This is a genomic window from Veillonella parvula (assembly GCF_001553335.1).
Classification (GTDB): domain Bacteria; phylum Bacillota; class Negativicutes; order Veillonellales; family Veillonellaceae; genus Veillonella; species Veillonella parvula_S.
In genome coordinates this window covers 15,273-37,840 of sequence record NZ_KQ960806.1, presented here as the reverse complement: position 1 = coordinate 37,840, position 22,568 = coordinate 15,273, and the positions used below count along the sequence as shown (strand labels likewise).

22 protein-coding genes and 1 riboswitch are annotated in these 22,568 nt (G+C 37.4%); all 22 genes read right to left on the bottom strand.

The window, feature by feature from the left end; all coding sequences use genetic code 11:
- Position 1 precedes the first annotated feature (1 nt).
- Entirely contained in the window at positions 2–1,018 is a 1,017-nt protein-coding gene (gene rseP / locus HMPREF1865_RS07965) for an RIP metalloprotease RseP (protein ID WP_024061701.1), read from the bottom strand.
- 8 nt (positions 1,019–1,026) lie between these two features.
- Positions 1,027–2,172 carry a 1-deoxy-D-xylulose-5-phosphate reductoisomerase gene (locus tag HMPREF1865_RS07960; RefSeq protein WP_060919769.1) on the bottom strand — a complete coding sequence of 382 codons (1,146 nt, stop codon included), beginning with the start codon at positions 2,170–2,172 and terminating at the stop codon, positions 1,027–1,029.
- Positions 2,173–2,190: 18 nt separating this feature from the next.
- Positions 2,191–3,015 (bottom strand): phosphatidate cytidylyltransferase, encoded by an 825-nt coding sequence (locus tag HMPREF1865_RS07955; protein WP_060919768.1) that lies wholly within the window; start codon positions 3,013–3,015, stop codon positions 2,191–2,193.
- Between the two features lie 3 nt (positions 3,016–3,018).
- Positions 3,019–3,783 carry an isoprenyl transferase gene (locus HMPREF1865_RS07950; protein WP_008713849.1) on the bottom strand — a complete coding sequence of 255 codons (765 nt, stop codon included), beginning with the start codon at positions 3,781–3,783 and terminating at the stop codon, positions 3,019–3,021.
- Positions 3,764–4,015, bottom strand: coding sequence for a hypothetical protein (locus HMPREF1865_RS07945; RefSeq protein ID WP_004697100.1), 252 nt, complete (start codon positions 4,013–4,015; stop codon positions 3,764–3,766). Before HMPREF1865_RS07945 ends, HMPREF1865_RS07950 begins: the two co-directional genes overlap by 20 nt.
- Positions 4,015–4,575, bottom strand: a complete 561-nt coding sequence (frr, locus tag HMPREF1865_RS07940; protein WP_008713847.1) for a ribosome recycling factor — start codon at positions 4,573–4,575, stop codon at positions 4,015–4,017. Before frr ends, HMPREF1865_RS07945 begins: the two co-directional genes overlap by 1 nt.
- 5 nt (positions 4,576–4,580) lie before the next feature.
- On the bottom strand, positions 4,581–5,306 hold the full coding sequence (gene pyrH, locus HMPREF1865_RS07935) for a UMP kinase (protein WP_008713845.1): 726 nt from the start codon (positions 5,304–5,306) through the stop codon (positions 4,581–4,583).
- A 62-nt stretch (positions 5,307–5,368) separates the two neighbouring features.
- Positions 5,369–6,049 (bottom strand): translation elongation factor Ts, encoded by a 681-nt coding sequence (gene tsf, locus HMPREF1865_RS07930; protein WP_004695689.1) that lies wholly within the window; start codon positions 6,047–6,049, stop codon positions 5,369–5,371.
- Positions 6,050–6,147: 98 nt separating this feature from the next.
- Entirely contained in the window at positions 6,148–6,900 is a 753-nt protein-coding gene (gene rpsB / locus HMPREF1865_RS07925) for a 30S ribosomal protein S2 (protein ID WP_004695687.1), read from the bottom strand.
- 253 nt (positions 6,901–7,153) lie between these two features.
- Entirely contained in the window at positions 7,154–7,804 is a 651-nt protein-coding gene (gene rpe, locus HMPREF1865_RS07920; RefSeq protein WP_004695686.1) for a ribulose-phosphate 3-epimerase, read from the bottom strand.
- Position 7,805: 1 nt separating this feature from the next.
- Complete coding sequence (rsgA, locus tag HMPREF1865_RS07915; protein WP_060919767.1) at positions 7,806–8,669, bottom strand: ribosome small subunit-dependent GTPase A; 864 nt, start codon at positions 8,667–8,669, stop codon at positions 7,806–7,808.
- Between the two features lie 8 nt (positions 8,670–8,677).
- A complete protein-coding gene (gene pknB / locus HMPREF1865_RS07910) occupies positions 8,678–10,603 on the bottom strand; it encodes a Stk1 family PASTA domain-containing Ser/Thr kinase (protein WP_008600842.1) in 1,926 nt (641 codons plus the stop codon).
- Between the two features lie 27 nt (positions 10,604–10,630).
- Complete coding sequence (locus HMPREF1865_RS07905) at positions 10,631–11,332, bottom strand: Stp1/IreP family PP2C-type Ser/Thr phosphatase (RefSeq protein WP_004697417.1); 702 nt, start codon at positions 11,330–11,332, stop codon at positions 10,631–10,633.
- Entirely contained in the window at positions 11,325–12,371 is a 1,047-nt protein-coding gene (gene rlmN / locus HMPREF1865_RS07900; RefSeq protein WP_060919766.1) for a dual-specificity RNA methyltransferase RlmN, read from the bottom strand. Before rlmN ends, HMPREF1865_RS07905 begins: the two co-directional genes overlap by 8 nt.
- Positions 12,372–12,389: 18 nt before the next feature.
- On the bottom strand, positions 12,390–13,745 hold the full coding sequence (gene rsmB / locus HMPREF1865_RS07895; protein ID WP_060919765.1) for a 16S rRNA (cytosine(967)-C(5))-methyltransferase RsmB: 1,356 nt from the start codon (positions 13,743–13,745) through the stop codon (positions 12,390–12,392).
- On the bottom strand, positions 13,726–14,520 hold the full coding sequence (locus HMPREF1865_RS07890; RefSeq protein ID WP_004695673.1) for a DUF116 domain-containing protein: 795 nt from the start codon (positions 14,518–14,520) through the stop codon (positions 13,726–13,728). Before HMPREF1865_RS07890 ends, rsmB begins: the two co-directional genes overlap by 20 nt.
- Entirely contained in the window at positions 14,504–15,514 is a 1,011-nt protein-coding gene (gene fmt / locus HMPREF1865_RS07885; protein WP_004695671.1) for a methionyl-tRNA formyltransferase, read from the bottom strand. Before fmt ends, HMPREF1865_RS07890 begins: the two co-directional genes overlap by 17 nt.
- Positions 15,507–15,995 carry a peptide deformylase gene (def, locus tag HMPREF1865_RS07880; RefSeq protein ID WP_004695669.1) on the bottom strand — a complete coding sequence of 163 codons (489 nt, stop codon included), beginning with the start codon at positions 15,993–15,995 and terminating at the stop codon, positions 15,507–15,509. Before def ends, fmt begins: the two co-directional genes overlap by 8 nt.
- A 13-nt stretch (positions 15,996–16,008) precedes the next feature.
- Entirely contained in the window at positions 16,009–18,192 is a 2,184-nt protein-coding gene (gene priA, locus HMPREF1865_RS07875) for a replication restart helicase PriA (protein ID WP_060919764.1), read from the bottom strand.
- A 62-nt stretch (positions 18,193–18,254) separates the two neighbouring features.
- Positions 18,255–19,445, bottom strand: a complete 1,191-nt coding sequence (metK, locus tag HMPREF1865_RS07870) for a methionine adenosyltransferase (protein WP_004695665.1) — start codon at positions 19,443–19,445, stop codon at positions 18,255–18,257.
- A gap of 49 nt (positions 19,446–19,494) precedes the next feature.
- Positions 19,495–19,595: riboswitch (SAM riboswitch) on the bottom strand.
- Positions 19,596–19,639: 44 nt separating this feature from the next.
- Positions 19,640–21,304 carry a SulP family inorganic anion transporter gene (locus HMPREF1865_RS07865; RefSeq protein WP_060919763.1) on the bottom strand — a complete coding sequence of 555 codons (1,665 nt, stop codon included), beginning with the start codon at positions 21,302–21,304 and terminating at the stop codon, positions 19,640–19,642.
- Between the two features lie 41 nt (positions 21,305–21,345).
- Positions 21,346–22,551, bottom strand: coding sequence for a bifunctional phosphopantothenoylcysteine decarboxylase/phosphopantothenate--cysteine ligase CoaBC (gene coaBC, locus HMPREF1865_RS07860; protein WP_060919762.1), 1,206 nt, complete (start codon positions 22,549–22,551; stop codon positions 21,346–21,348).
- Between the last annotated feature and the right edge of the window lie 17 nt (positions 22,552–22,568).

Genomic DNA, 22,568 nt, shown 5'->3' with positions numbered 1-22,568 from the left:
CTTATAGTAAACGGAAAATATCCTGCGTTGTTACATATAAGAATAATGCTACCATTAAGGCAACCCCAACCATTTGTATATACATAAGAGCTTTAGCAGGTAATCTACGACCTGTTATAGCTTCCGCCAAGATAATAATCAAGTGACCACCATCTAAAACAGGTAATGGTAAAAGATTAATAACCCCTAAGTTAATACTAAGGAATGCAGCAAAACTTAATAGTGGTGCAAATCCTGATTGTGCAATAGTACCTGCCATTTGGGAAATTCCTACTGGACCAGATAATTCGGCTGCTTGTGTGCCACGAATCATATCATAAATCCCACTGACCATAGCAACAATAGTTTGCCCCGTCCGACTAACAGCAAGGCTCAAAGATTCACCAATACTATAAGTTTCACGAGTAAAGCTAGGATAGATGCCAATCTTAGGACTATCTTGTTCCATTTTAGGTATTACTGTAGTCTCTATAGTTTGTCCTTCACGCTCTACAACAACAGTTACACCATGGTTTGCTGTGCCTTGTAAGCTAGGACGAATATCATCCCAAGTACTAATTTTTTTACCATCAATCGTAATAATTCTATCGTTAGCTTCTAAATGAGCCTGTTCTGCAGAACTACCCACAATAATGTTACCAATTACAGGTTCATTTGTATATGTAAGATTTCCTACAGTCACATTTAGGCCAAAGAAAAGTACAATGGCTAATATAAAGTTAAATACAGCCCCTGCAGAAATAACAATAAATTTTTTCCACGCAGGTTTATTATAAAAGGAGCGCTCATTAAGAGGCTCGTCAGGTGTCATACCAGCAATACGATTAAATCCTCCAAGAGGAATTATACGAATAGAATATAAAGTTTCCCCTTTTTGTACTTTAAATATGGCTGGACCAAAACCTATAGCAAATTCATCAACTTGCATACCTGACATCTTAGCTGTAATAAAATGGCCTAATTCATGAATAAACACAATTAAACCAAATACAAATATTGTGGCTAATGCCGTAATCATATATTCTCCTATAACATCAACGATGTTGCCTTTTCACGGGCCCATCTATCGATGGATAATAAATTATCTAATGTAAAATCATCTTCTGGTCCCATAGATTCAAGAACAGAAGTAACGACTTTATAAATATCACCAAAGGCGATTTTATCTTCTAAAAAGGCATATACTGCCGTTTCATTAGCTGCATTAAATACAGCAGGTTTAAATCCACTAGCACGTCCCACCTCATACGCAAGTCGAAGTGCAGGAAAATCGTCATACCGTGGAGGTAAAAACTCCAAATGTAGTGCTTGACTAAAATCAAGATGATTCATACTTAAAACTTCACGTTTGGGATACGTCAAAGCATATTGAATGGGCTCGCGCATATCTGGATTACCCATTTGCGCTAATATCGCACCATCCTTCATACGTATCATAGAATGAACAATACTTTGAGGATGTACTACTACATCAATATGATCAAAATCAAAACCAAATAACCAATGAGCTTCTATTACCTCTAAGCCTTTATTGAATAAAGAGGCAGAGTCTATAGTTATTTTATTACCCATATTCCAGGTAGGATGTCGCAAACAATCTGCAGCAGTTGCAGTTTGAATTTTACTAGAATCCCATGTGCGTAAAGGTCCACCAGAAGCAGTGACAATTAAAGAATCAACATTGTCACGTTTCTGTCCTTCTAAGCACTGAAATATAGCACTATGTTCACTATCGATAGGTAGGATTTGCACGCCATGTTCTTTAGCTAAAGCCGTAATTAATGGACCTCCAGCAACAAGAGTTTCTTTATTAGCAAGACCTATAGTCTTCCCTTGTTTTATAGCTTCCACTGTAGGCTCAATTCCCGCAGCACCTACAATAGCAGTAACAATCATTGTTGCTTCTTGAATTGTAGCTGCTGCAATGAGGGCTTCCTTACCACCTATCAATTTTGTAGGACCTGTATAGCGTGCTTGTAATTCTTTAAAAGCACCTTCATCTACAAGACCAGCCACCAAAGGTTTATATTCTTTAATCTGATGTTCTAAGAGGTCAATATTATGATGTGCCACTAAGGCAACCACCTTGAATTGATCTGGATGTTGAGACACCACATCAAGCGTCTGTGTACCGATTGAGCCAGTACTGCCGATAATACTTAGGTATTTCATAAGTGTACCTCTATAAAATTAGTACGAAAATAGCAATATATATACTAATGTAATGGGAGCCGCAAATAATAAACTATCAAAGCGATCCAATACACCGCCATGACCTGGTAATAATGTACCAGAATCTTTTACATTACATAGTCGTTTAATCTTTGATTCAAACAAATCACCTAATGGTGCTAATATACCGCTAATCATACCTACATGGATTCCCATCCACCAAGGAATGCCAACGATATACGAAAATACTGCACCTGTAAGGATACAGCCGATAAATCCACCAATAAAACCTTCTAGTGTTTTATTAGGACTAATGGATGGTACTATTTTACGTTTACCAAGAGCTCGACCTGAAAAGTATGCAAAGGTATCGCTAGCCCAAGTAGTAAACAATAATAACCAAAGTGTAATAGTGCCCCAGTTATATAGTTCAAAAGGCATTGATAAATCCATGTAAATTGAGTCATGACGAATCAAGAGTAATGAAGTCATACCCATACCAATATATAATAAACCAAATACACTAAAGGATACACTAGACATCGAGTACTTACTTTCACCAAATGTACACAACATATAATTGGCAAATAAACTTAATACTAAAATAGCTATAGCTATAATATACTGATGACATGCAAGAGCAATCATTAGCAATAAAATGCTAATATATCCCCATATAATGGATATCCGAACACGTTTAGCTTTACCAAGTAATACAAACTCACGCCACCCTAATAAAGCTAAAAGTGTAATTAGCACATCATATACTAATCCACCAAATGTAATGGCCCCTAAGGCAATAATAAAACCAATAACAGCGGTAATAACACGTGTTTTTAACATTTTTTATTCCTCATCACATAAGCCACCAAATCGGCGTTCTCGTTTCTGATATGCCGCCACAGCTTCAAGTAAAGTTTCCTTAGTAAAATCTGGCCAATGCAAATCGGTAAACCAAAATTCAGCATACGCTAGTTGCCATAACAAAAAATTACTAATTCTAAAATCACTACTAGGACGAATTAATAAATCTACATCACTAAACTCTTTAGTGAATAATTGAGAACTTACATATTCTTCAGTAATTTTGTCCATTGTAATAACGCCATCCGCAACGGATTTTACAATGTCGCGGATAGTTCTAACTATTTCATCACGCCCACCATAGTTAATCGCTAACTGTAATGTGAGGCCTGTATTATTCTGAGTTAATAATTCTGCATCTTGAATGATTTTTTGTAGGTTTTCTGAAAGCCCTCCAATAAAACCAATAAATCGAATGCGTACATTATGTTCATGCATATACTTAACATTATTATTTAAGTATTCTTTTATGAGAGACATAAGTAAAGAAACTTCCTGTTCAGGACGTTTCCAGTTCTCCGTGGAGAAACCATATACCGTAAGAGCTCTAATTCCGATCTCATCTGCGGCCATAACAATTTCTTTTAATACATCTGCACCAGCACGATGCCCCATGGAGCGCGGCATGCCTCTGCGTTTAGCCCATCGTCCATTACCATCCATAATAATAGCAACATGTTGTGGAATTATATTACGATCAATGACAGGCGTATCAGAACGTTTACGGTTAAATAATTTCTTTAGCATAGTCTACCTCGATAGAATTTCCGAAGTCGCTGGCAATCATTGGTCTATATAGTAGTATATGTAAGCACTCATCAACCTTTGTAATACGTGCCACATAAAATCCTTTATCTGAAATTTCAAAGAAGCGATTAAAGGATCCACCAATCATTACCTTAAAAGGAATATGGGCAGCCTGCAAACGAGACTTTGCAAGCTGCCATGGTATTCCAATAAGGCTATTAGAATCAAACATTATACTTCTAATACGTCCTTTTCTTTTACTACTTTTAACTCATCGATTTGCTTAACTTTAGCATCGGTAAGCTTTTGGATTTGATCTAAACCGTCTTTAGCATCATCTTCAGTAATCGTTTTAGCTTTCTCTTCTTTTTTTAATGCTTCATTTACATCACGACGAATATTGCGCACTGCAACTTTTGCATCTTCAGCCTTTTTATGAACTACTTTAACGATTTCTTTACGACGTTCCTCAGTTAATTGAGGAATACTTAAACGAATTTGTGCACCATCATTACCAGGGTTCAAACCTAAATCAGATTGTAAAATTGCTTTTTCAATAGCACCAATCATTGTTTTATCCCAAGGTGCAATCACAATCATGCGAGGTTCAGGCACGGAGATATTCGCAACTTGATTAATGGGTGATGGACTTCCATAGTAATCAACCATTACTTTATCAAGTAGTGCTACACTAGCACGGCCTGTACGAATAGATGCGAATTCATGTTTTAAAGCCTCAATAGACTTATTCATGCGGTCTTCTGCTTGTTGTAACAATTCTTTAATTTCCATATGAATTATTCTCCTCGAACAATGGTCCCTATTTCTTCACCTTTAGCAGCTTTTGTAATATTACCAGGAATATCCATGCTAAATACAATAATAGGAATATTGTTATCTTTACATAAAGTTGTAGATGTAGCATCCATTACTTTTAATTCTTTTGTGATAATCTCGTTATATGTTAATTCATCAAATTTAACAGCATTAGGATTTGTCTTAGGGTCAGAATCATATACGCCATCTGCAAATTTCTTTGCCATTAAAATAGCATCGGCTTCAATTTCAGCGGCCCGTAATGCAGCTGTTGTATCTGTAGAGAAGTAAGGTTTACCAAGGCCAGCACCGAAGATAACGATACGTTTTTTTTCTAAATGACGAATAGCGCGACGACGAATATAAGGTTCTGCAATTTCTTGCATTTCAATAGCTGTTTGAACACGTGTATCTACACCAGCTTGCTCTAATGCATCTTGCAATGCTAAGGAGTTCATCACTGTTGCTAGCATCCCCATATAGTCAGCAGTAGCACGATCCATACCTTGATTGCTACCAGCTAAACCTCTCCATAGGTTACCGCCACCAACAACAATCGCGATTTCTAAATCAGTGGATTTTGCTAAAGCAGCAATTTCTTTTGCAAATTCTTCAACAACATCAGGATTAATACCAAAACCTTGTTCACCTGCTAATGCTTCACCACTCAACTTTAAAACAATACGTCGAAACTTTCTTTTTGCCATATTTTTACTCCTCTATTGCAAAATAAGAGAACACTGTACGGTGTTCTCTTATTGTTTATTAATTATTTACCAACAGATGCCATTACTTCTGCTACGAAGTCATCTTGGCGTTTTTCAATGCCTTCACCTAAACCATAGCGAACAAAACGACGTACGTTGATGTTTTCACCGATTTTTGCAATACTTTCATTAATGATGTCTGTAACAGTTTTATCGCCATCTTTAATGAATACTTGTTCTAATAGGCAATTTTCTTTATAGAATTTTTCAATACGACCTGCAACCATTTTTTCTAAAACAGCTTCAGGTTTTGGTTTACGACCAGCTTTAACGTCTTCTTCAGCTTCTACTTTAGCTTGTTCCAATAATACTTGTTTTTCGTGTTCAATTACTTCAGTAGGAACTTCTTCACGGTTCAAGTATGTAGGATTTACAGCTGCAATTTGCATTGCGATGTCGCGTGCTAAATTTTGGAAATCATCAGTTTTTGCAACGAAGTCAGTTTCACAGTTAACTTCCACTAAAACACCGATACGACCACCAGCATGAATGTAGGATTGTACTACACCTTCAGCTGCAATACGACCAGCTTTTTTAGCTGCCGCAGCCAAACCTTTTTCACGAAGAAGGTCAACCGCTTTATCGATATTACCGTCAGTTTCAACCAATGCTTTTTTAGCGTCCATCATACCTGCGCCAGTCATGTCGCGCAATTCTTTTACCAAAGCAGCAGTAATTGCCATTATTTTGTTCCTCCTAGTATTAATTAAGGTAAGGATATAGTCCTTACCCCAATTATATATGTTATAGATTTATCTTTCAAATGCTAATACGACAACGATTAAGCTTTACCGTCTCGAACCATTTCTGCGGAATCAGCTACCATGTTATCTAATGCTTCTTCAAAGGATTCGCCTTGACGACCTTCAAGAACAGCGTCAGCCATTTTACCAGCCAACAATTTAACAGCGCGAATAGCGTCATCATTTGCTGGGATTGGGAAATCAACTTCGTCTGGGTCGCAGTTAGTGTCAACTGTTGCAACTACAGGAATACCCAATTTTTTAGCTTCTGCAATAGCGATTTTTTCTTTTTTAGGATCTACTACGAAAAGAGCACCTGGCATTTTAGGCATATCTTTGATACCGCCAAGGTATTTTTCCAATTTATCCATTTCATGACGAAGACCGATAACTTCTTTTTTAGGCAATACTTCGAAAGTACCGTCTTCTGCCATAGCTTCCAATTGTTTTAAACGTTTAATACGAGTTTCAATTGTTTTGAAGTTAGTCAACATACCGCCCAACCAACGTTCGTTAACGAAGAACATGTTAGCACGGATAGCTTCTTCTTTAATAGCTTCTTGAGCTTGTTTTTTAGTACCTACGAACAAGATTACTTCGCCTTGGGAAGCAACTTCACGCAAGAAATTGTAAGCTTCTTCTACTTTTTTAACTGTTTTAGACAAATCAATGATATAAATACCATTGCGTTCAGTGAAGATGAATTTCGCCATTTTAGGGTTCCATCTTCTAGTCTGATGACCAAAGTGTACACCAGCCTCTAATAATTGTTTCATTGATACTACTGCCATTGTGGCACCTCCTGTTAATTAACCTCCGCCGCTTCATCCTTCGGGTCACCCAAAATTAGGCACAGTACCGAAGTCCACTGACGTGCTTATTTTTCATACCTAATAATTTTAACAAAAAATCATAGCAAAAGCAAGCAAGGAGTGAGGAATTCTTTAAGTATTCCTCACTCCTTATTTTAAATACATTCTCTTTCTTATTGATGTACGATCTTATGTTCAAATTTGAATTATAGAATATTATGAAACTATTTATTTAATTATTGCGAATGGAGTCAATCATACTTGCACGATTTTCTGCTCCAAACACTGCAGAACCAGCAACTAAAACTGTAGCCCCCGCTCTTTTAATCGGTACACAAGTAATATCGTTAATACCACCGTCCACCTCAATGACTGCCGTTGAATTGTCTACTTCTTCTAACAATATCTTAGCTTGTTTAACTTTTTTTATGGCATTCTTAATAAAAGATTGTCCTCCAAATCCTGGATTCACAGACATAATTAAAATCATATCTAAATCTGCAGCTACATCTTCTAGTAGAGATACAGGTGTACTAGGATTCAATGCTACACCAGCCTTCATCCCACACTGCTTGATATGTTGAATCAAACGATGCATATGAGGTACAGTTTCTTGATGAAAAGTAAAATATTCTACACCAATTTTTGCAAATTCTTCTACATAATCACCAGGATTAGTAACCATCAAATGCACATCAAATGGTAATTTTGTATATGGACGAATGGCTTTCACAATGGGAGCACCAAAGGTTAGATTCGGAACAAAGTGTCCATCCATGATGTCGATATGTAATAAGTCAGCCCCCGCTGCTTCAATAGATTTTAATTCTTCGCTTAACACCGCAAAATTTGCGGAAAGCATAGATGGTGCAATTTTTATCATATTAAAACCTCTTTCGTTGACTTTCTATATCATTACGTATAGACATATAAGCATCATATCGTCCTTGATGAATATGACCAGCTTCTAGAGCAGCTTTAATCCCACAAATGGGTTCATGTTCATGATAGCAAGGATTAAATTTACAAGTATCAACATATTCACCAAATTCTGGGAATAATGTAGGCAATCTTTCAAGGGAAACATCATTAAATTCAATAGCACTAAATCCAGGTGTATCCATGATAAAAGAATCTGCATCTAAACTATATAAAGAAGCATGACGAGTAGTATGTTTGCCACGTTTAATCTTATCACTTACCTCCCCAGTCTGAAAGGCAAATTTTGGGTCTACCGCATTTAAAAGACTACTTTTACCAACACCAGATGGTCCTGCAAAAGCCGTTACCTTATGTTGAAGCACATGACGTAAATCATCAATGCCTGTCATATTATATGTGGATGTCATCAAAACCTCATAGCCGATTGATTTATAAAGATCAACCATAGTTTCCGTCTCTAAATCCATCAAGTCACATTTATTGATACATAGTACGATAGGGATATCCGCATGTTCAATCATAACGAGCATTTTATTGAGTAATAACTCATTAATATCTGGTTCATGAGCAGCCACAACTAATACAACTTGGTCAATATTAGCTACTGCAGGGCGAACCATCGAATTATGACGTTCATGGATGGATTCAACGAACCCATCCTCCGAAATCGTAACGCGGTCCCCTACAAGTAAACTATAGCGTCCTTGCTTAAGTCTGCCACGAACCTTACATTCATGAATAGTACCTATATCATCTTGTACATAAAAGTACCCATTCATATTTTTGACAACAATGCCTGTAATCATAGTACCTCTTATAATGCAGTTTCTTGCACTAATGCACCATTGAGGTACACCTCAATACGTACATTACCTACACCAGACACTTTTTTAACAACACGATCTCCAGGTTTATTCGTATCATCATAGATTACGGCAGAACCTTCATCATCTTTTACGACAATTTTAAGTTCTTGATTTTTAGAACCAGCTGGTACAGTAACATCTATAGTACCAGTTGTTTTATTACCACTATTTCCTTCTTTTTTATCGGATTTCTTTTTATCATCTTTGAACTCAGTCGTAAGATTTAATGTGGAACCTTCGTCAATTTCATCACCAGCTTTAATGCTTTGCTCTATAACCACAGATTTTTCTTCCACAGATCCAGATACTTGGTTTACACCTAGTTGAATATTACTCAATGTATCACGAGCATCTTTTAATGTCATACCAACAAGATTAGGTACTTTGACTTTCTTAGCCTTCGCTTTATTTACTACGAGATCAATTGTTGTCCCTTTAGACACTTTAGAATCTCCTGAAGGACTCTGAGCAATAATTACACCATCTTTTTTACCATCTACAGATTGCTGTGTTATTTTCCCCACAACTAAACCTAAATCTTTAAGTCGTTGACGGGCTTGATCGACAGTTAAATCAGTTAAATCTGGCACCGTAATATCGCCTACACCTTTAGAAACTACAAGGTGAATCGTCCGTTGCTCTTTAACCTTTTCTCCAGCCCCAGGTGTTTGAGAAATAACTTGACCAGCTGGCACATCAGGATTCGTAACTTCACTTGTAGACACACGCAAATGTTTATCTTCTAAGATATTTTTTGCTACAGAAACTTGTTTGCCTACCACATTAGGTACATCTACTGTTGTATTACTCCAGAAATTTCCATAGCTTAAGAAAGCACCTAAAAATGCTACTAAGAAAATGACAGCAGCACCTAGAACGATGTATTTTTGTGGAATCGATGCAATTTTACTTAACATACTCTTCTTTTTACCCTCGTCTTTACGTTCTTCTTGAATAGTACTTAGATCTTCAAGTGCTTCAGGATCAACCGCAGGAATCATTTGTGTAGCAAAATCATATGGTTCATGACGTTGTGTTTTCCCCATTGTAAAACCTTGAGATAACCGCAAATCACTGATCATATCAGAGATAGAATCAAAACGATCTGCAGGATTTTTAGATAATGCTTTCATAACAACAGCTTCTAAAAGCGGAGGAATTGATGGATTATATCGAGTTGGAGGTTCTACCTTCTCACGAACGTGTTTTAATGCTACTGCAATTGGCGTTTCCCCTTCAAATGGCACACGACCTGTAAGCATTTCATACAATACAACACCCAATGAGTAGATATCTGTATTTCCATCTACCGGTTTACCACTAGCTTGCTCTGGTGATAAATAGTGTGCAGAACCCAAAATCGAATTCGTATACATAACTGTGTTAGTTGCATTTATTGCACGAGCAATACCAAAGTCAGTTACTTTAACGCGCCCAGTATTGGTAATAATAACATTATGTGGTTTTATATCACAATGAACAATACCCATTGTATGAGCGTGTTCTAAGCCTTCAGCTATGGCGATAGTAAATTTAACAGCCTCATCTATAGACAGTCTTCCATGACGAGTTATATATTTTTTTAAGGTTTCACCATCTACATATTCCATAACAATGTAATGTAAATTTTGGTCAAAACCTACATCATACATATTTACAATATTGGGATGATTTAATTTACCTGCCGCTTGTGCTTCTCGTTTAAATCGAGTCACAAATTCATCATCATTTGCAAAATTAGCATGCAATACTTTTATTGCTACTTGTCTACCTAGTAAGGTATCTTCTCCAAGGTATACATCAGCCATTCCACCAACGCCAATTTTATCAACAATACGGTAGCGGTTATCTAGAAGTATGCCTTTTATATTCATAGTACTCATTATTTCTCCATTTCTAGATTAGATTGTTCCCACCACAATGGTCACATTATCTCCTGCTCCGACTTCATATACAGCTTCCATCAATGATTCAATAACCAACATATCATCATCCGTTGATTGTAATGCAGAGGCAATTACATCATCAGATACATAGCCACTTAATCCATCAGTGCAAAGTAAAATACGATCACCGGGAAGAATAGACTCTACACCACTATCAACCTCTAAGATTTCATCAACACCGACTGCACGGGTTAATAAATTACGTTGAGGGTGATTTAGCATTTCATCCTTTGTAATCTCTCCAGCTGTTAATAATTCTTGTACCATAGAATGATCCGTAGTAATTTGTCGTAAATGACCATCTCTATATACATACAAACGACTATCACCAACACTTGCCCAGTAAAGTTGATTACCATTTATAGCTGTAACTACAGCGGTAGTACCCATACCAGCAAGTCGTTCTTCACAAGCAACGCGATTTACAATACGTTGATTAGCGTGAATGATAGCATCACATAAGTCTTGTTGACCTATCGTTTCAAGGGAGGACAAATATTCTTTTATTTCATCTACAGCATAGGTACTTGCGATTTCACCACCGCTATAACCACCCATGCCATCAGTAACAGCACAAATATGGCCATCAATGAAAAAACGGTCCTCGTTACGCTGGCGTACAAGCCCAATTTTACTTAAACCAACAAAATTATTCATGATTCTCCTTTTTCCGACCATGAGCAGCCTTTAACTGTCCACATGCGGCTTGGATTGCATCGCCCATTTCCTTTCGTACCGTTACTGATACGCCATAGGAACTAACGATGTCTTTAAATGTATTCATATTCGTAATAGATGGTTTATATAATTCAATATGTTCATTGCCATTAACTGGGATCAAGTTAACATGACAATTTGGGAAATCTTTACAGATTTTCCCCAAAGCATGAGCATCATCTATAGATGCATTTACAGAATCTATAAGAATATACTCAAAGGTAACACGACGCTGTGTCGTATTATAATAGTATTTTACCGCATCTAAGACTTCCGTCAATTCATAACGTGCCCCAATGGGCATAATACTACGACGAACTTCATTATTTGTAGCATGTAATGAAAGTGCTAAGGTTATTGGCAAACCTTCATTAGCTAATTTATAAATATTAGGAACCCAACCACAAGTGGAAATCGTCATCTTACGATAACTAATATTACAAATCATAGGATCATGTAGTAGTTGTAATGCTTGTAATACATTATCATAATTTTGTAACGGCTCCCCTGCGCCCATAACGACAACAGAGTGTATTTCCTCTTTAGTAAGAGCCCCAAATATGACAACTTGTCCAATAATCTCAACGACTGTTAAATCTCTGTATAAGCCACCTTGTGTAGAAGCACAGAATACACATCCCATAGCACACCCCACTTGAGAGGAAACACATACAGAATACCCATAGTGTTGTTCCATCAAAACTGCTTCCACACGACTTTGATCTGACATCTCTACAAGTATTTTGCGAGTCTTTCCATCAGGGGCAATAGACTCTGTAATTAATGTAGGTAAAGAAATAACACAATTGTCACCTAGCCATTGACGTAAGTCTTTCGGAAATTGTGTCATGTCTTCAAAATCAAAAATATATCTATGATAGATATAGTCAATTAATTGTTTCGCTCGAAACTTTTGTATATTATGGGTCTTAAAGATAGATTGTAATTCTTCTAAAGACTTACCCAATAATTCTATCATGGTGCTCCATTTCTTATATTATGATAAGCGTTTCATGCGAGCCATAAAGAAACCATCCATATGATCTCGCGGTGGATAGGTTGTAATCATACCATCTATAGCTTGTGGTGCCCCTTTATATGATACAGGATCGATGATAAAGTTCTTATGAATTGCCAAGAATTTATTTAGAACAGCTTCATTTTCACCACTATTCATAGTACATGTGGAATATACTAAATATCCATTAACCTTAACCATTTCAGAGGCTTTTTCTAATATTTCAAGTTGTAACGGCGGCAACTCAATAAGTAAAGACTCTGTTTTACGCCAACGCATGTCTAATTTCTTTTGTAATATACCTAGACCAGAACAAGGAGCATCAACTAAGACGCGATCAAATTGTTCTTTCCAATTATCAGGAAGATAACGACCATCTTGAAGCTTAGTAGAAATAATAGATACACCTAATCGCTCAGCATTTTGATTAATCAGTTCTAATTTATGGTCGTAAATATCACAACTCATAATAGCTCCTGTATTATTCATAAGACTTGCCATATGCATAGACTTGCCACCTGGTGCAGCACAACAGTCTAAGATATGCTCTCCTGGTTGAGGATCTACCACATGGGCTACTAACATAGATGCTTTATCCATAAAAGTAATATGACCTTCTAAAACAGGTTTAGCTTTTTCTAAATGACCTTGATGTCCATCAATATAAACTACTTCAGGAATATATGTATCCTGTTCTACAATCCAATCTAAATCTTCTAATTCTTTTAAACAATCCTCAATAGATACTTTCACTGTATTTATGCGAGCCGTCAAACGAGGTTGTTCATTAAACCAAGAACAAAGATCTACGGTCTTATCTTTTCCCATTTCTTTTATCCATAAGTTGACAAGCCATAATGGTTGATTGTAGATAAAGGAAATTTCTTCAGCTTCGGACTTAGCTAGTTCACCGATAGAAATGCTATCACTTTCACGTAAAACCGAACGCAAAACAGCATTTACAAAACCAGATAAACCTCTAGTTAGCTTTTTGGCGAGTTTAACAGATTCGTTAACAGCCGCACTTTCAGGAACCTTATCCATATAGATAATTTGATAAATACCAAGTCTAAGGATTTCCACAACCATAGAAGATAGTTTCTTTAAGGGTCGCTTTGCAAAGTGAACAATAATAGCATCCAAGTAATTTTTTCTACGAATGACCCCATACACAAGTTCAGTAAAGAATCTTCGATCTAAATCGGATAGATGATATTTCTGTAAATACTCTTGCAACTTTATATTTGCATAAGCACCATTGCGATTAATTTCACTCAATGCTTTTACAGCGAGCAATCGAATATTTTGTTGTTGATTAGTCTTTACCTCTATCATTACTATTCCTACCAATCAATTGTTCTACTACTGCTCGAACACGTTCAGAATCGACTGTTGTATTACAACATGGCCCATTAGGACGTTCATTTAATACCCCAATAACTGGGATGGGAAATACATCAGCCATTCCACTTGCTAAATCTCGTTCGCAAGCTATTGCTACAATAGCTTTTGGCCGTGCTTCCTTTACCTTCATCCGCGCTAAGGTGCCTCCAGTGACAACTATAAATTGACAACCATAGTCCTTAGCCACTTGCAACAAATTACCAACCTGGCATCGCCCACACTGCTTACAATTATATACATCATGTGTAACCTTATGAACACACGAACTTTCTTGTAAACAGTGAGGAGTTAATAATAATATACGTTCTGGATCTACCGTATACATATCTAGCATTACTAAATGATTGATTAAATCAATCATAGACTGGCGGAGTTGATCCTTAGTAACCCCTCTCACCTTACCAATCGCCAAAGTTAATGGAAATAATCCATAAATAAACTGATTGGCTAGTCTTAAAACAATAGGATGTAACCGTATAATACCTGTGCTAGCAACAATTAAAGATAAGCACAAAATCCATATAATAGCAATAAGTATAGATATAACTACACTACTTATAATTGATGCAAATGGATGCAATTGTAAAAGTCCTGGTTCTAATATATACATTAGAAAGGCTAGTACTGCTGTGAGCAAAGCACATGTAATAGTTGATAAAATCAAGTATAACGGATACGTTTCGTACTGCTTATATTGAGTCCCCAAAAACGATACCTTCCTTTATTTGATGACCATTTATAAAATCAATTGCAGAAATGCGTTTTTTATTTTCTGGTTGGACTTCTGTTAATAGAATTATATTTCCATCACCACAAAATACACCTAAACCGGCTATTTTAGATACGATTGTACCAGGCACAGTTGTGGCTGATATAGCAATTGGTACATGTTTACCATGGACATCTATCAAACAGTGAGTCGTATCACTGGGAACCACTTCTCCAGACCATACTTTTAAACGTTTTCCATCGAGATATGTATAACATCCAGGTGCTGGATTAAGTCCTCTAATGAGATTTGCAATTTCATTAGCCGGCTTAGACCAGTCGATCTGCCCCATTTCCTTTGTAATCTTAGTAGTATGTGTAGCCATTGAATCATCTTGTGGTGTAGCCACAATTTCTCCATTAACCCAACGAGTTAATACAGGCACTATAGTTTCACCCCCCAGTACAGCTATACGTTCAAATAACTGTCCTGTCGTTTCACCGGGTAAAATATCTATCTCCACAATGTCAATGATATCACCTGTATCAAGTCCATCATCCATATGCATTATGGTAACACCCGTTTTAGAGTCTCCATTAAGAATTGCATAATGAATTGGCGCAGCGCCTCTATAACTAGGTAAAATAGAGGCATGAACATTAATACAACCATATTGCGGCAATCGAATAAGCCAAGGAGGTAAAATTTTACCATACGCAATAACAATCACTACATCTGGTTGTAATGCTTCTAATTCGGCTCTCACTTGTTCATCACGCAAAGTGACTGGTTGATATACAGGCAAGTCATGCTCTAAAGCAGCTACTTTTACAGGGGGCATTTGAACTTGTTTACCACGCCCTTTTTGTTTATCAGGCTGGCAATACACACCGACAATAGAATGACCAGCTTGAATCAAAGCCTCTAAGGTAGGCACAGAAAAGTCTGGTGTCCCCATAAAAACGATGCGTAATTGTTTATTATCAGACAATTTCTTTCTCCTCTGGATGATCAGTAATTAATCGTAAGTTAGTTGCTTTTTCAATAAACAAATGACCTTCCAAGTGATCAATTTCATGTTGGAAAATACGCGCCAAAAAACCTTCAGCTTTTATAGTTACTTTCTTATTATGTGGATCAATACCTTTAACGGTGACTTTATTAAATCGTTCCACATCTCCGAAATATCCTGGCACACTTAAGCATCCTTCAGGTCCAACTTGAGAACCTTCAGCATGAGTGATTTCAGGGTTAATTAGCGCAATAAGACCACTACCAGATTGGTCATCTACAACGATAATACGTTTAGCTACAGCCACTTGAGGTGCTGCAAGACCAACCCCTTCAGTCTTATACATAGTTTCAGCCATATCATCGATAAGGGCTCTAAGTTTTTTATTAACATGTTCTACAGGTTCCGCCACTTGTTTTAAAACGGGATGACCTGCTTTCACAACATCTAATACAGCCATTGATACTCCTACACTACACGGGATCCACGTCAATCAGCAGTCCTTCTTGCGTGAAAATCCATGAGTTATATATATATTCTTTCAAATTCGTTAAATCTGTACCGCGAATCATAATAGCTAAACGATACATATCGCGCACTTTTTTTATAGGCGCTTCATAAGGACCATTAATCAAAATATCCTGATTTCCTTTATAAGACTCCAAGTCATCGACAATACGATTTGCTATAGACTCTAATGTTTTCATATCTTGATGACGAACAACCATATGAATCATTTCGCGAAATGGAGGATATCCTAAAGCTTTACGGTTTTGAATTTCTTCATTGTAAAAGCCTATATAATCATGAGCCTTACTCTTTATTATAGCATAATTTAAAGGATTATATGTTTGTATTACAACGCTACCCGGTTTTTCACCCCTACCGGCACGTCCAGACGTTTGAGTAAGTAAATCAAAAGTTCGTTCTGAAGCTGTATAAACGGGAATATTCAAAACTGAATCGGCTGTTAAAATACCAACAGCTGTTACATCTTTAAAGTCATGTCCTTTAGATACCATTTGTGTTCCCAACAAAATATCATATTTATGAGCCCCAAAATCATGTAAAATATCTTCTGCTAATTGCTTATTTTTTGTCACATCTTGATCAAGACGAGCAATGCGGGCCGATTTAAAGTGACGACGTAACTCTTCCTCTACCTTTTGTGTGCCTGAACCAAAAAACTTAATCCTCTTACTATTACATTTGGGACAAACAGTTGGAATTGGTTCATGATGTTCACAATAATGACAACGCAATTCTTCACCAGCTTGGTGATAAACCATAGCTACATCACAATGAGGACACATAATAGTTTCCCCACAATCCCGGCACATAACAAAAGTACTATAACCGCGTCTATTTAACAGAATAATCATTTGATTATGCTCATCTAATGTATGTTGAATTAAGCGACTCATGGCATCAGAAAAAACGGAGTAATTCCCATGAAGAATTTCTTCCTTCATATCTACTATAGTAACCTTCGGCATAGGTTGCTCAAAAATGCGATTTGGCAACTCTAGTAAATGATACTCCCCTTGCTTAGCTTTATAGTACGAAGTAACAGATGGTGTAGCAGAACCTAAAATAACGGGACAACCATGTGCCTCAGCACGCCACAATGCCACGTTACGTGCATGATATCGAACCATATCCTCTTGTTTATAAGATGGATCATGTTCTTCATCGACCACAATAAGGCCGATATCCTCAGCTGGCGCAAATACGGCAGAACGAGCACCAATAATAATGTGACTATCCTTACGGCGCAAACGCTCCCAATTATTGTTCCGTTGTTGTACCGTCAATTTACTATGAAATACTACGACTTCGTCACCAAAAGTTTCTACAAATCGTCTCACAATTTGATCAGTCAATATAATTTCAGGTACTAAAATAATAGCCGTCTTATCCTGACTAATACATCTTGCTGTAGCACGTAAATATAATTGAGTCTTACCACTACCAGTGACACCATGAAGTAAAAAGGTTTTATATTCATGGCTATTCATTGTATCTTGTATTGGTCCATATACAGCTTGTTGAGATTCAGTAAGAGGAATATTAACTTCTTCTGTTAAAAGCTCATCAAATGTTGTTTTTGTGGCTTTAAAACGAGCTTCAACGACAATACCTTTAGCTTCACTCACTTGTTTAATGACCATACGAGAATAGCCTTTAGCTAGCAGTAATGCCTTAGATGCTCCGCCCACTTCAAGTAAGTATTTTGCTAATTCTCGTTGCTTCTTTTTCCGTTCACTAAATTGTGCCACCGAAAATTCTGGCATGACTACTAACCATTCTTCCTTTGGTGCCTCGTAAGATTTTAATGTCTTATTCACTGTAAACAATCGCAATGCATCGCCATAAGAGAATAAATAATACTCATTTAGACGGCGGGCCGTATCCATCATTTCCGGTGTAAACCAAGGTTCGCTATCTAATACTTGCACAATATTTCGTAAAGTGAACTCTGGTGGCTCAACTAACTCGTCGTAACCAATAAGAATGCCTTCTTCACGACTATGTCCTAAAGGAATGAGTACGCGCGTACCAGGTAAAACATTACCAAACTTTTCAGGCATTAAATAGCTCAAAGGTTTATGAAGTTGTTTGGCTGGTCTGTTAATTATAACTTGTGCTACGCGCATACATTATTTCCTTTCGTTTATTATAAAAGGTCTCAGTAGAAATTCTACCAAGACCTTTTGTATTATAAGCCAGCTTCTTCTTTTAGGATTTGTGCTTTATCTGTACGTTCCCAAGGTAAATCCACATCAGTTCTACCAAAGTGACCATACGCTGCAGTTTTGCGATAATGAGGCTTTAACAAATCAAGCATTTCAATGATTCCTGCTGGACGAAGGTCGAAATGTTTTTTAACAAGCTCTTGAATTTTTGTTTCCTCTATGCGACCTGTACCAAAAGTATCAACTAAAATAGATACAGGATGAGCAACCCCAATTGCATAAGCAACTTGCACTTCACATTTATCAGCAAGACCTGCTGCTACAACATTTTTAGCTACATAACGCGCTGCGTATGCTGCAGAACGGTCCACTTTAGATGGATCCTTACCAGAAAATGCACCGCCACCATGACGGGCCATACCACCGTATGTATCTACAATAATTTTACGGCCAGTTAAACCAGCATCACCATGAGGGCCTCCAATTACGAAACGACCAGTTGGATTGATGAAGTATTTAGTATTTTCATCAACGAATTCAGCAGGCAACGCTGCGTCAATTACATAACGCTTCAAATCGGCTTTAATTTGTTCTTGGGTCACTTCAGGGCTATGTTGCGTAGAAATAACAATTGTATCAATGCGCTTAGGTTTACCATCAACATATTCTACAGTAACTTGAGTTTTACCGTCTGGACGTAAGTAAGTTAAAGTCCCATCCTTACGAACTTCTGTAAGTCGACGAGATAAACGATGTGCCAAGGAAATTGGCAAAGGCATGAGTTCAGGTGTTTCATTAGATGCATAGCCAAACATCATACCTTGGTCACCAGCACCGATTTTATCAAGCACTTCACCATTGCCATCTTTTGATTCAAGTGCTTCATCAACGCCCATGGCGATATCCGCAGATTGTTCATCGATGGATACAAGTACACCACAAGTATCACAATCAAAACCAAATTTTGCACGAGTATAACCAATTTCACGAATTGTATCACGTACGATGCGAGGAATATCAACATATGTGTGAGTAGAAATTTCACCTACTACATGAACTAAACCAGTAGTAACTAAAGTTTCACAAGCCACACGAGCAGTTGGATCCTTTTCAATAATCGCATCCAAAACAGCATCAGAAATTTGGTCAGCTATTTTATCTGGATGGCCTTCAGTAACAGATTCAGAAGTAAAAAACATATGTTTTTCAGCCATTTTATCCTCCTAATACGAAAAAAAGTCTCTCATGCACTCATGAGAGACCCTCCCATCTAACGACATTTGTCATAGGAATTAGCACCTTTTCCGCTTGGAATGGTTGCTGTAGCTTCACAGGGCCTATCCCTCCACTACTCTTGATGAGTTACAAAAATATTATAGTGTATTTACAGTGAGAAAGCAAGTCATTATTATACCTCTCTTGCCTCTTTTAAAGCTAAATCATGTTCGGCCTTATGAAGGGCACTTTCAAACTGACGATACATATGATGACGGCCCAGAATATCCAAGAAATCAGATTTATACATCTCTCTACGTATATCGTAACTCACATCACTAAGCAAAACTTCTATGCCTCTTTTTTGAAGTTCTTCAATAATACCTCGTAAAATACGTAAACCCGTTAAATCTACAAATGGTACTTTTACAAAACGAATGATTAAATATTTAGGATCTTTATGTATAGAGTTTAACGCTCTATCAAATGCACTTATAGCGCCAAAGAATAATGGGCCATCTACAGTGTATACCATTATTTCTGGATGGATTGTAATCTCATGCCTAATCTGAGCTGATAATTCGGCACTACTTGCTTCATGCACATCAATTGTATTAACCATTTTACGCATAAACTGCAACACTGCAAGTACTACACCTACATTTACAGCTACTACTAAATCCGTAAAAATAGTCAGGAAAAAGGTAAGCAATAATATTATTTGATCTGGACGAGGTGCGAGAACAAGCATTCGTATAAAACGTGGTACATCACTCATATTGTAGGCTACTACAAATAATATGGCTGCCATAGATGCCAACGGAATATACACTGCATATGGGGCTAAAAATAAAAGAATGGCACCTAATGTAATGGCATGAACAATACCTGCCACCGGAGAATTACCACCTTGACGAATATTTGTGGCAGTTCGCGCAATAGCACCGGTTGATGCAATTCCACCAAACAATGGCGCAAATATATTAGCTAATCCTTGTCCAAATAATTCAGTATTAGATTCATGCTTGGTTCCACTCATACCATCAGCAACAACTGCAGACAATAAGGATTCAATAGCGCCTAGCATGGCAATTGTAAAAGCCGGCCCGATTAAGGATAAGATTTTATCAAAACTCAATTTTGGTACAGAAAATTCTGGCAAACCTTGAGGTATGCCACCAAATGCACTACCAATGGTTAAAACCGTAGGAAATTGGTAGATGGCTTGAATAACCGTAGCAACAATCATAGCTACAATGGGAGCTGGAACTTTATTAATATATGGGATTCTAGGTAAAACTAACAGTAGACTTAAGCTTAAGATCGCAATCCCCAATGTAGGTAAGTCAGAGTATGGTAAGGACTGAATCATAGCCCATAATTTTTCATGGAAATGAGCCATATAAGGCAACGGTGGAAATCCAAAGAAATATGGCCATTGCCCCACCCAAATTGTAACACCAATACCCGCTGTAAAACCCATAATAACAGGTGTGGGTATAAACCGAATGACTGTCCCTAACTTTGCAACACTCATTAAAACCAGAATAACTCCTGCCATCATGGTCGCAATTTGTAAACCTTCAAAGCCATAATTGACAACGATACTGCTCAATAGAACGATAAATGCCCCTGTAGGGCCCGCAATCTGAACAGGGGAGCCACCAAACAAGGATACAAATATACCTGCAATGATTGCCGTATAAATGCCCGCTTGCGGTGTAACTCCACTAGCAATAGCAAAGGCCATTGCTAAAGGCAGAGCCACAACCCCTACGACCAATCCGGCGATAATATTATTACTCCATTTTCCTTTTCCTAATGAGCCGTCTAAATATGCTTTTTGTATAGCAAACATGTAAGAAAAACACACCCTTTTTAAAACAACACACACAAGAATTAATTTATATCAGCTCTGTTTGCTACTAAATCAATAACTTCTCTAAGGATATGTCGAGCAAGGTCAGATTTTTTCATATTAGGCATTTCTTTAGGCTCTTTATCAGGATATAAAAAATAGCCTTCATTCGTATCTACATTAAAACCTGCATTCGATTTGCTTACATCATTGGCTACAAGCATATCTAGATTTTTTTTAGCCACTTTATCCTGACCATACTTGATTACATGTTCTGTTTCTGCCGCAAAACCAACAAGAATTTGATGACTTTTTTTAGAGCCCAACCCTTGTAGAATATCTGGATTTTTTACAAGTTCTATGGTCATAGACTCCATTTTTTTTATTTTTTGCTCTGCTTTATGAAGGACTCTAAAGTCAGAAACAGCGGCAGCCATAATAACTACATTAACATCATTATAACGAGCTTCAACAGCCTCCTGCATGGATAATGCAGAATCTACAGAAACAAAGTCTACGCCACTTGGTACAGGTAAAGATGTGGGAGCGCTTACTAAAATCACCTGAGCCCCCATGCGTGCAGCTTGATCTGCAATAGCATATCCCATCTTACCACTAGAGCGATTTCCGATATACCGAACAGGATCGATATTCTCCTGTGTTCCACCAGCTGTAACGAGTATAGTAGTACCTTCAAGCTCATTGGTACTGAACATTTTAGATTCTAGCCACTCCACAATTGCTTCTGGTTCCGGTAAACGCCCTACACCAGTAATGCCACAGGCTAACCAACCTTCTGCAGGGTCCATAATATGGTAGCCCAGAGAACGTAATCCTTCTAAATTGCGTTGTGTAATAGGATTATTATACATTTCTGTATTCATAGCAGGACAAAGATACTTAGGTGCTGTAGTGGCCATAATAGTTGTAGTTAACATATCATCAGCAATGCCTGCATAAATTTTTCCGATCACATTTGCTGTTGCAGGCACAACTACATATGCATCTGCCCAGGTGGCCAGTGCAATATGTTCTACATCCCACTGATGGACTTGTTCAAACATGTCTAGAGCTACAGGATGTCCACTGATTTCGCCAAACGTTAAAGGTGACGCAATATGCGTTGCATTTTGTGTCATTACAACCTTTACTTCAGCCCCTTTTTTACGAAGTCTGCTTACCACTTCAATTGCCTTATACGCTGCAATACCTGCAGATACTGCGACAATGATATGTTTTCCGCGCATGTTCTTCTCCTTTTAAA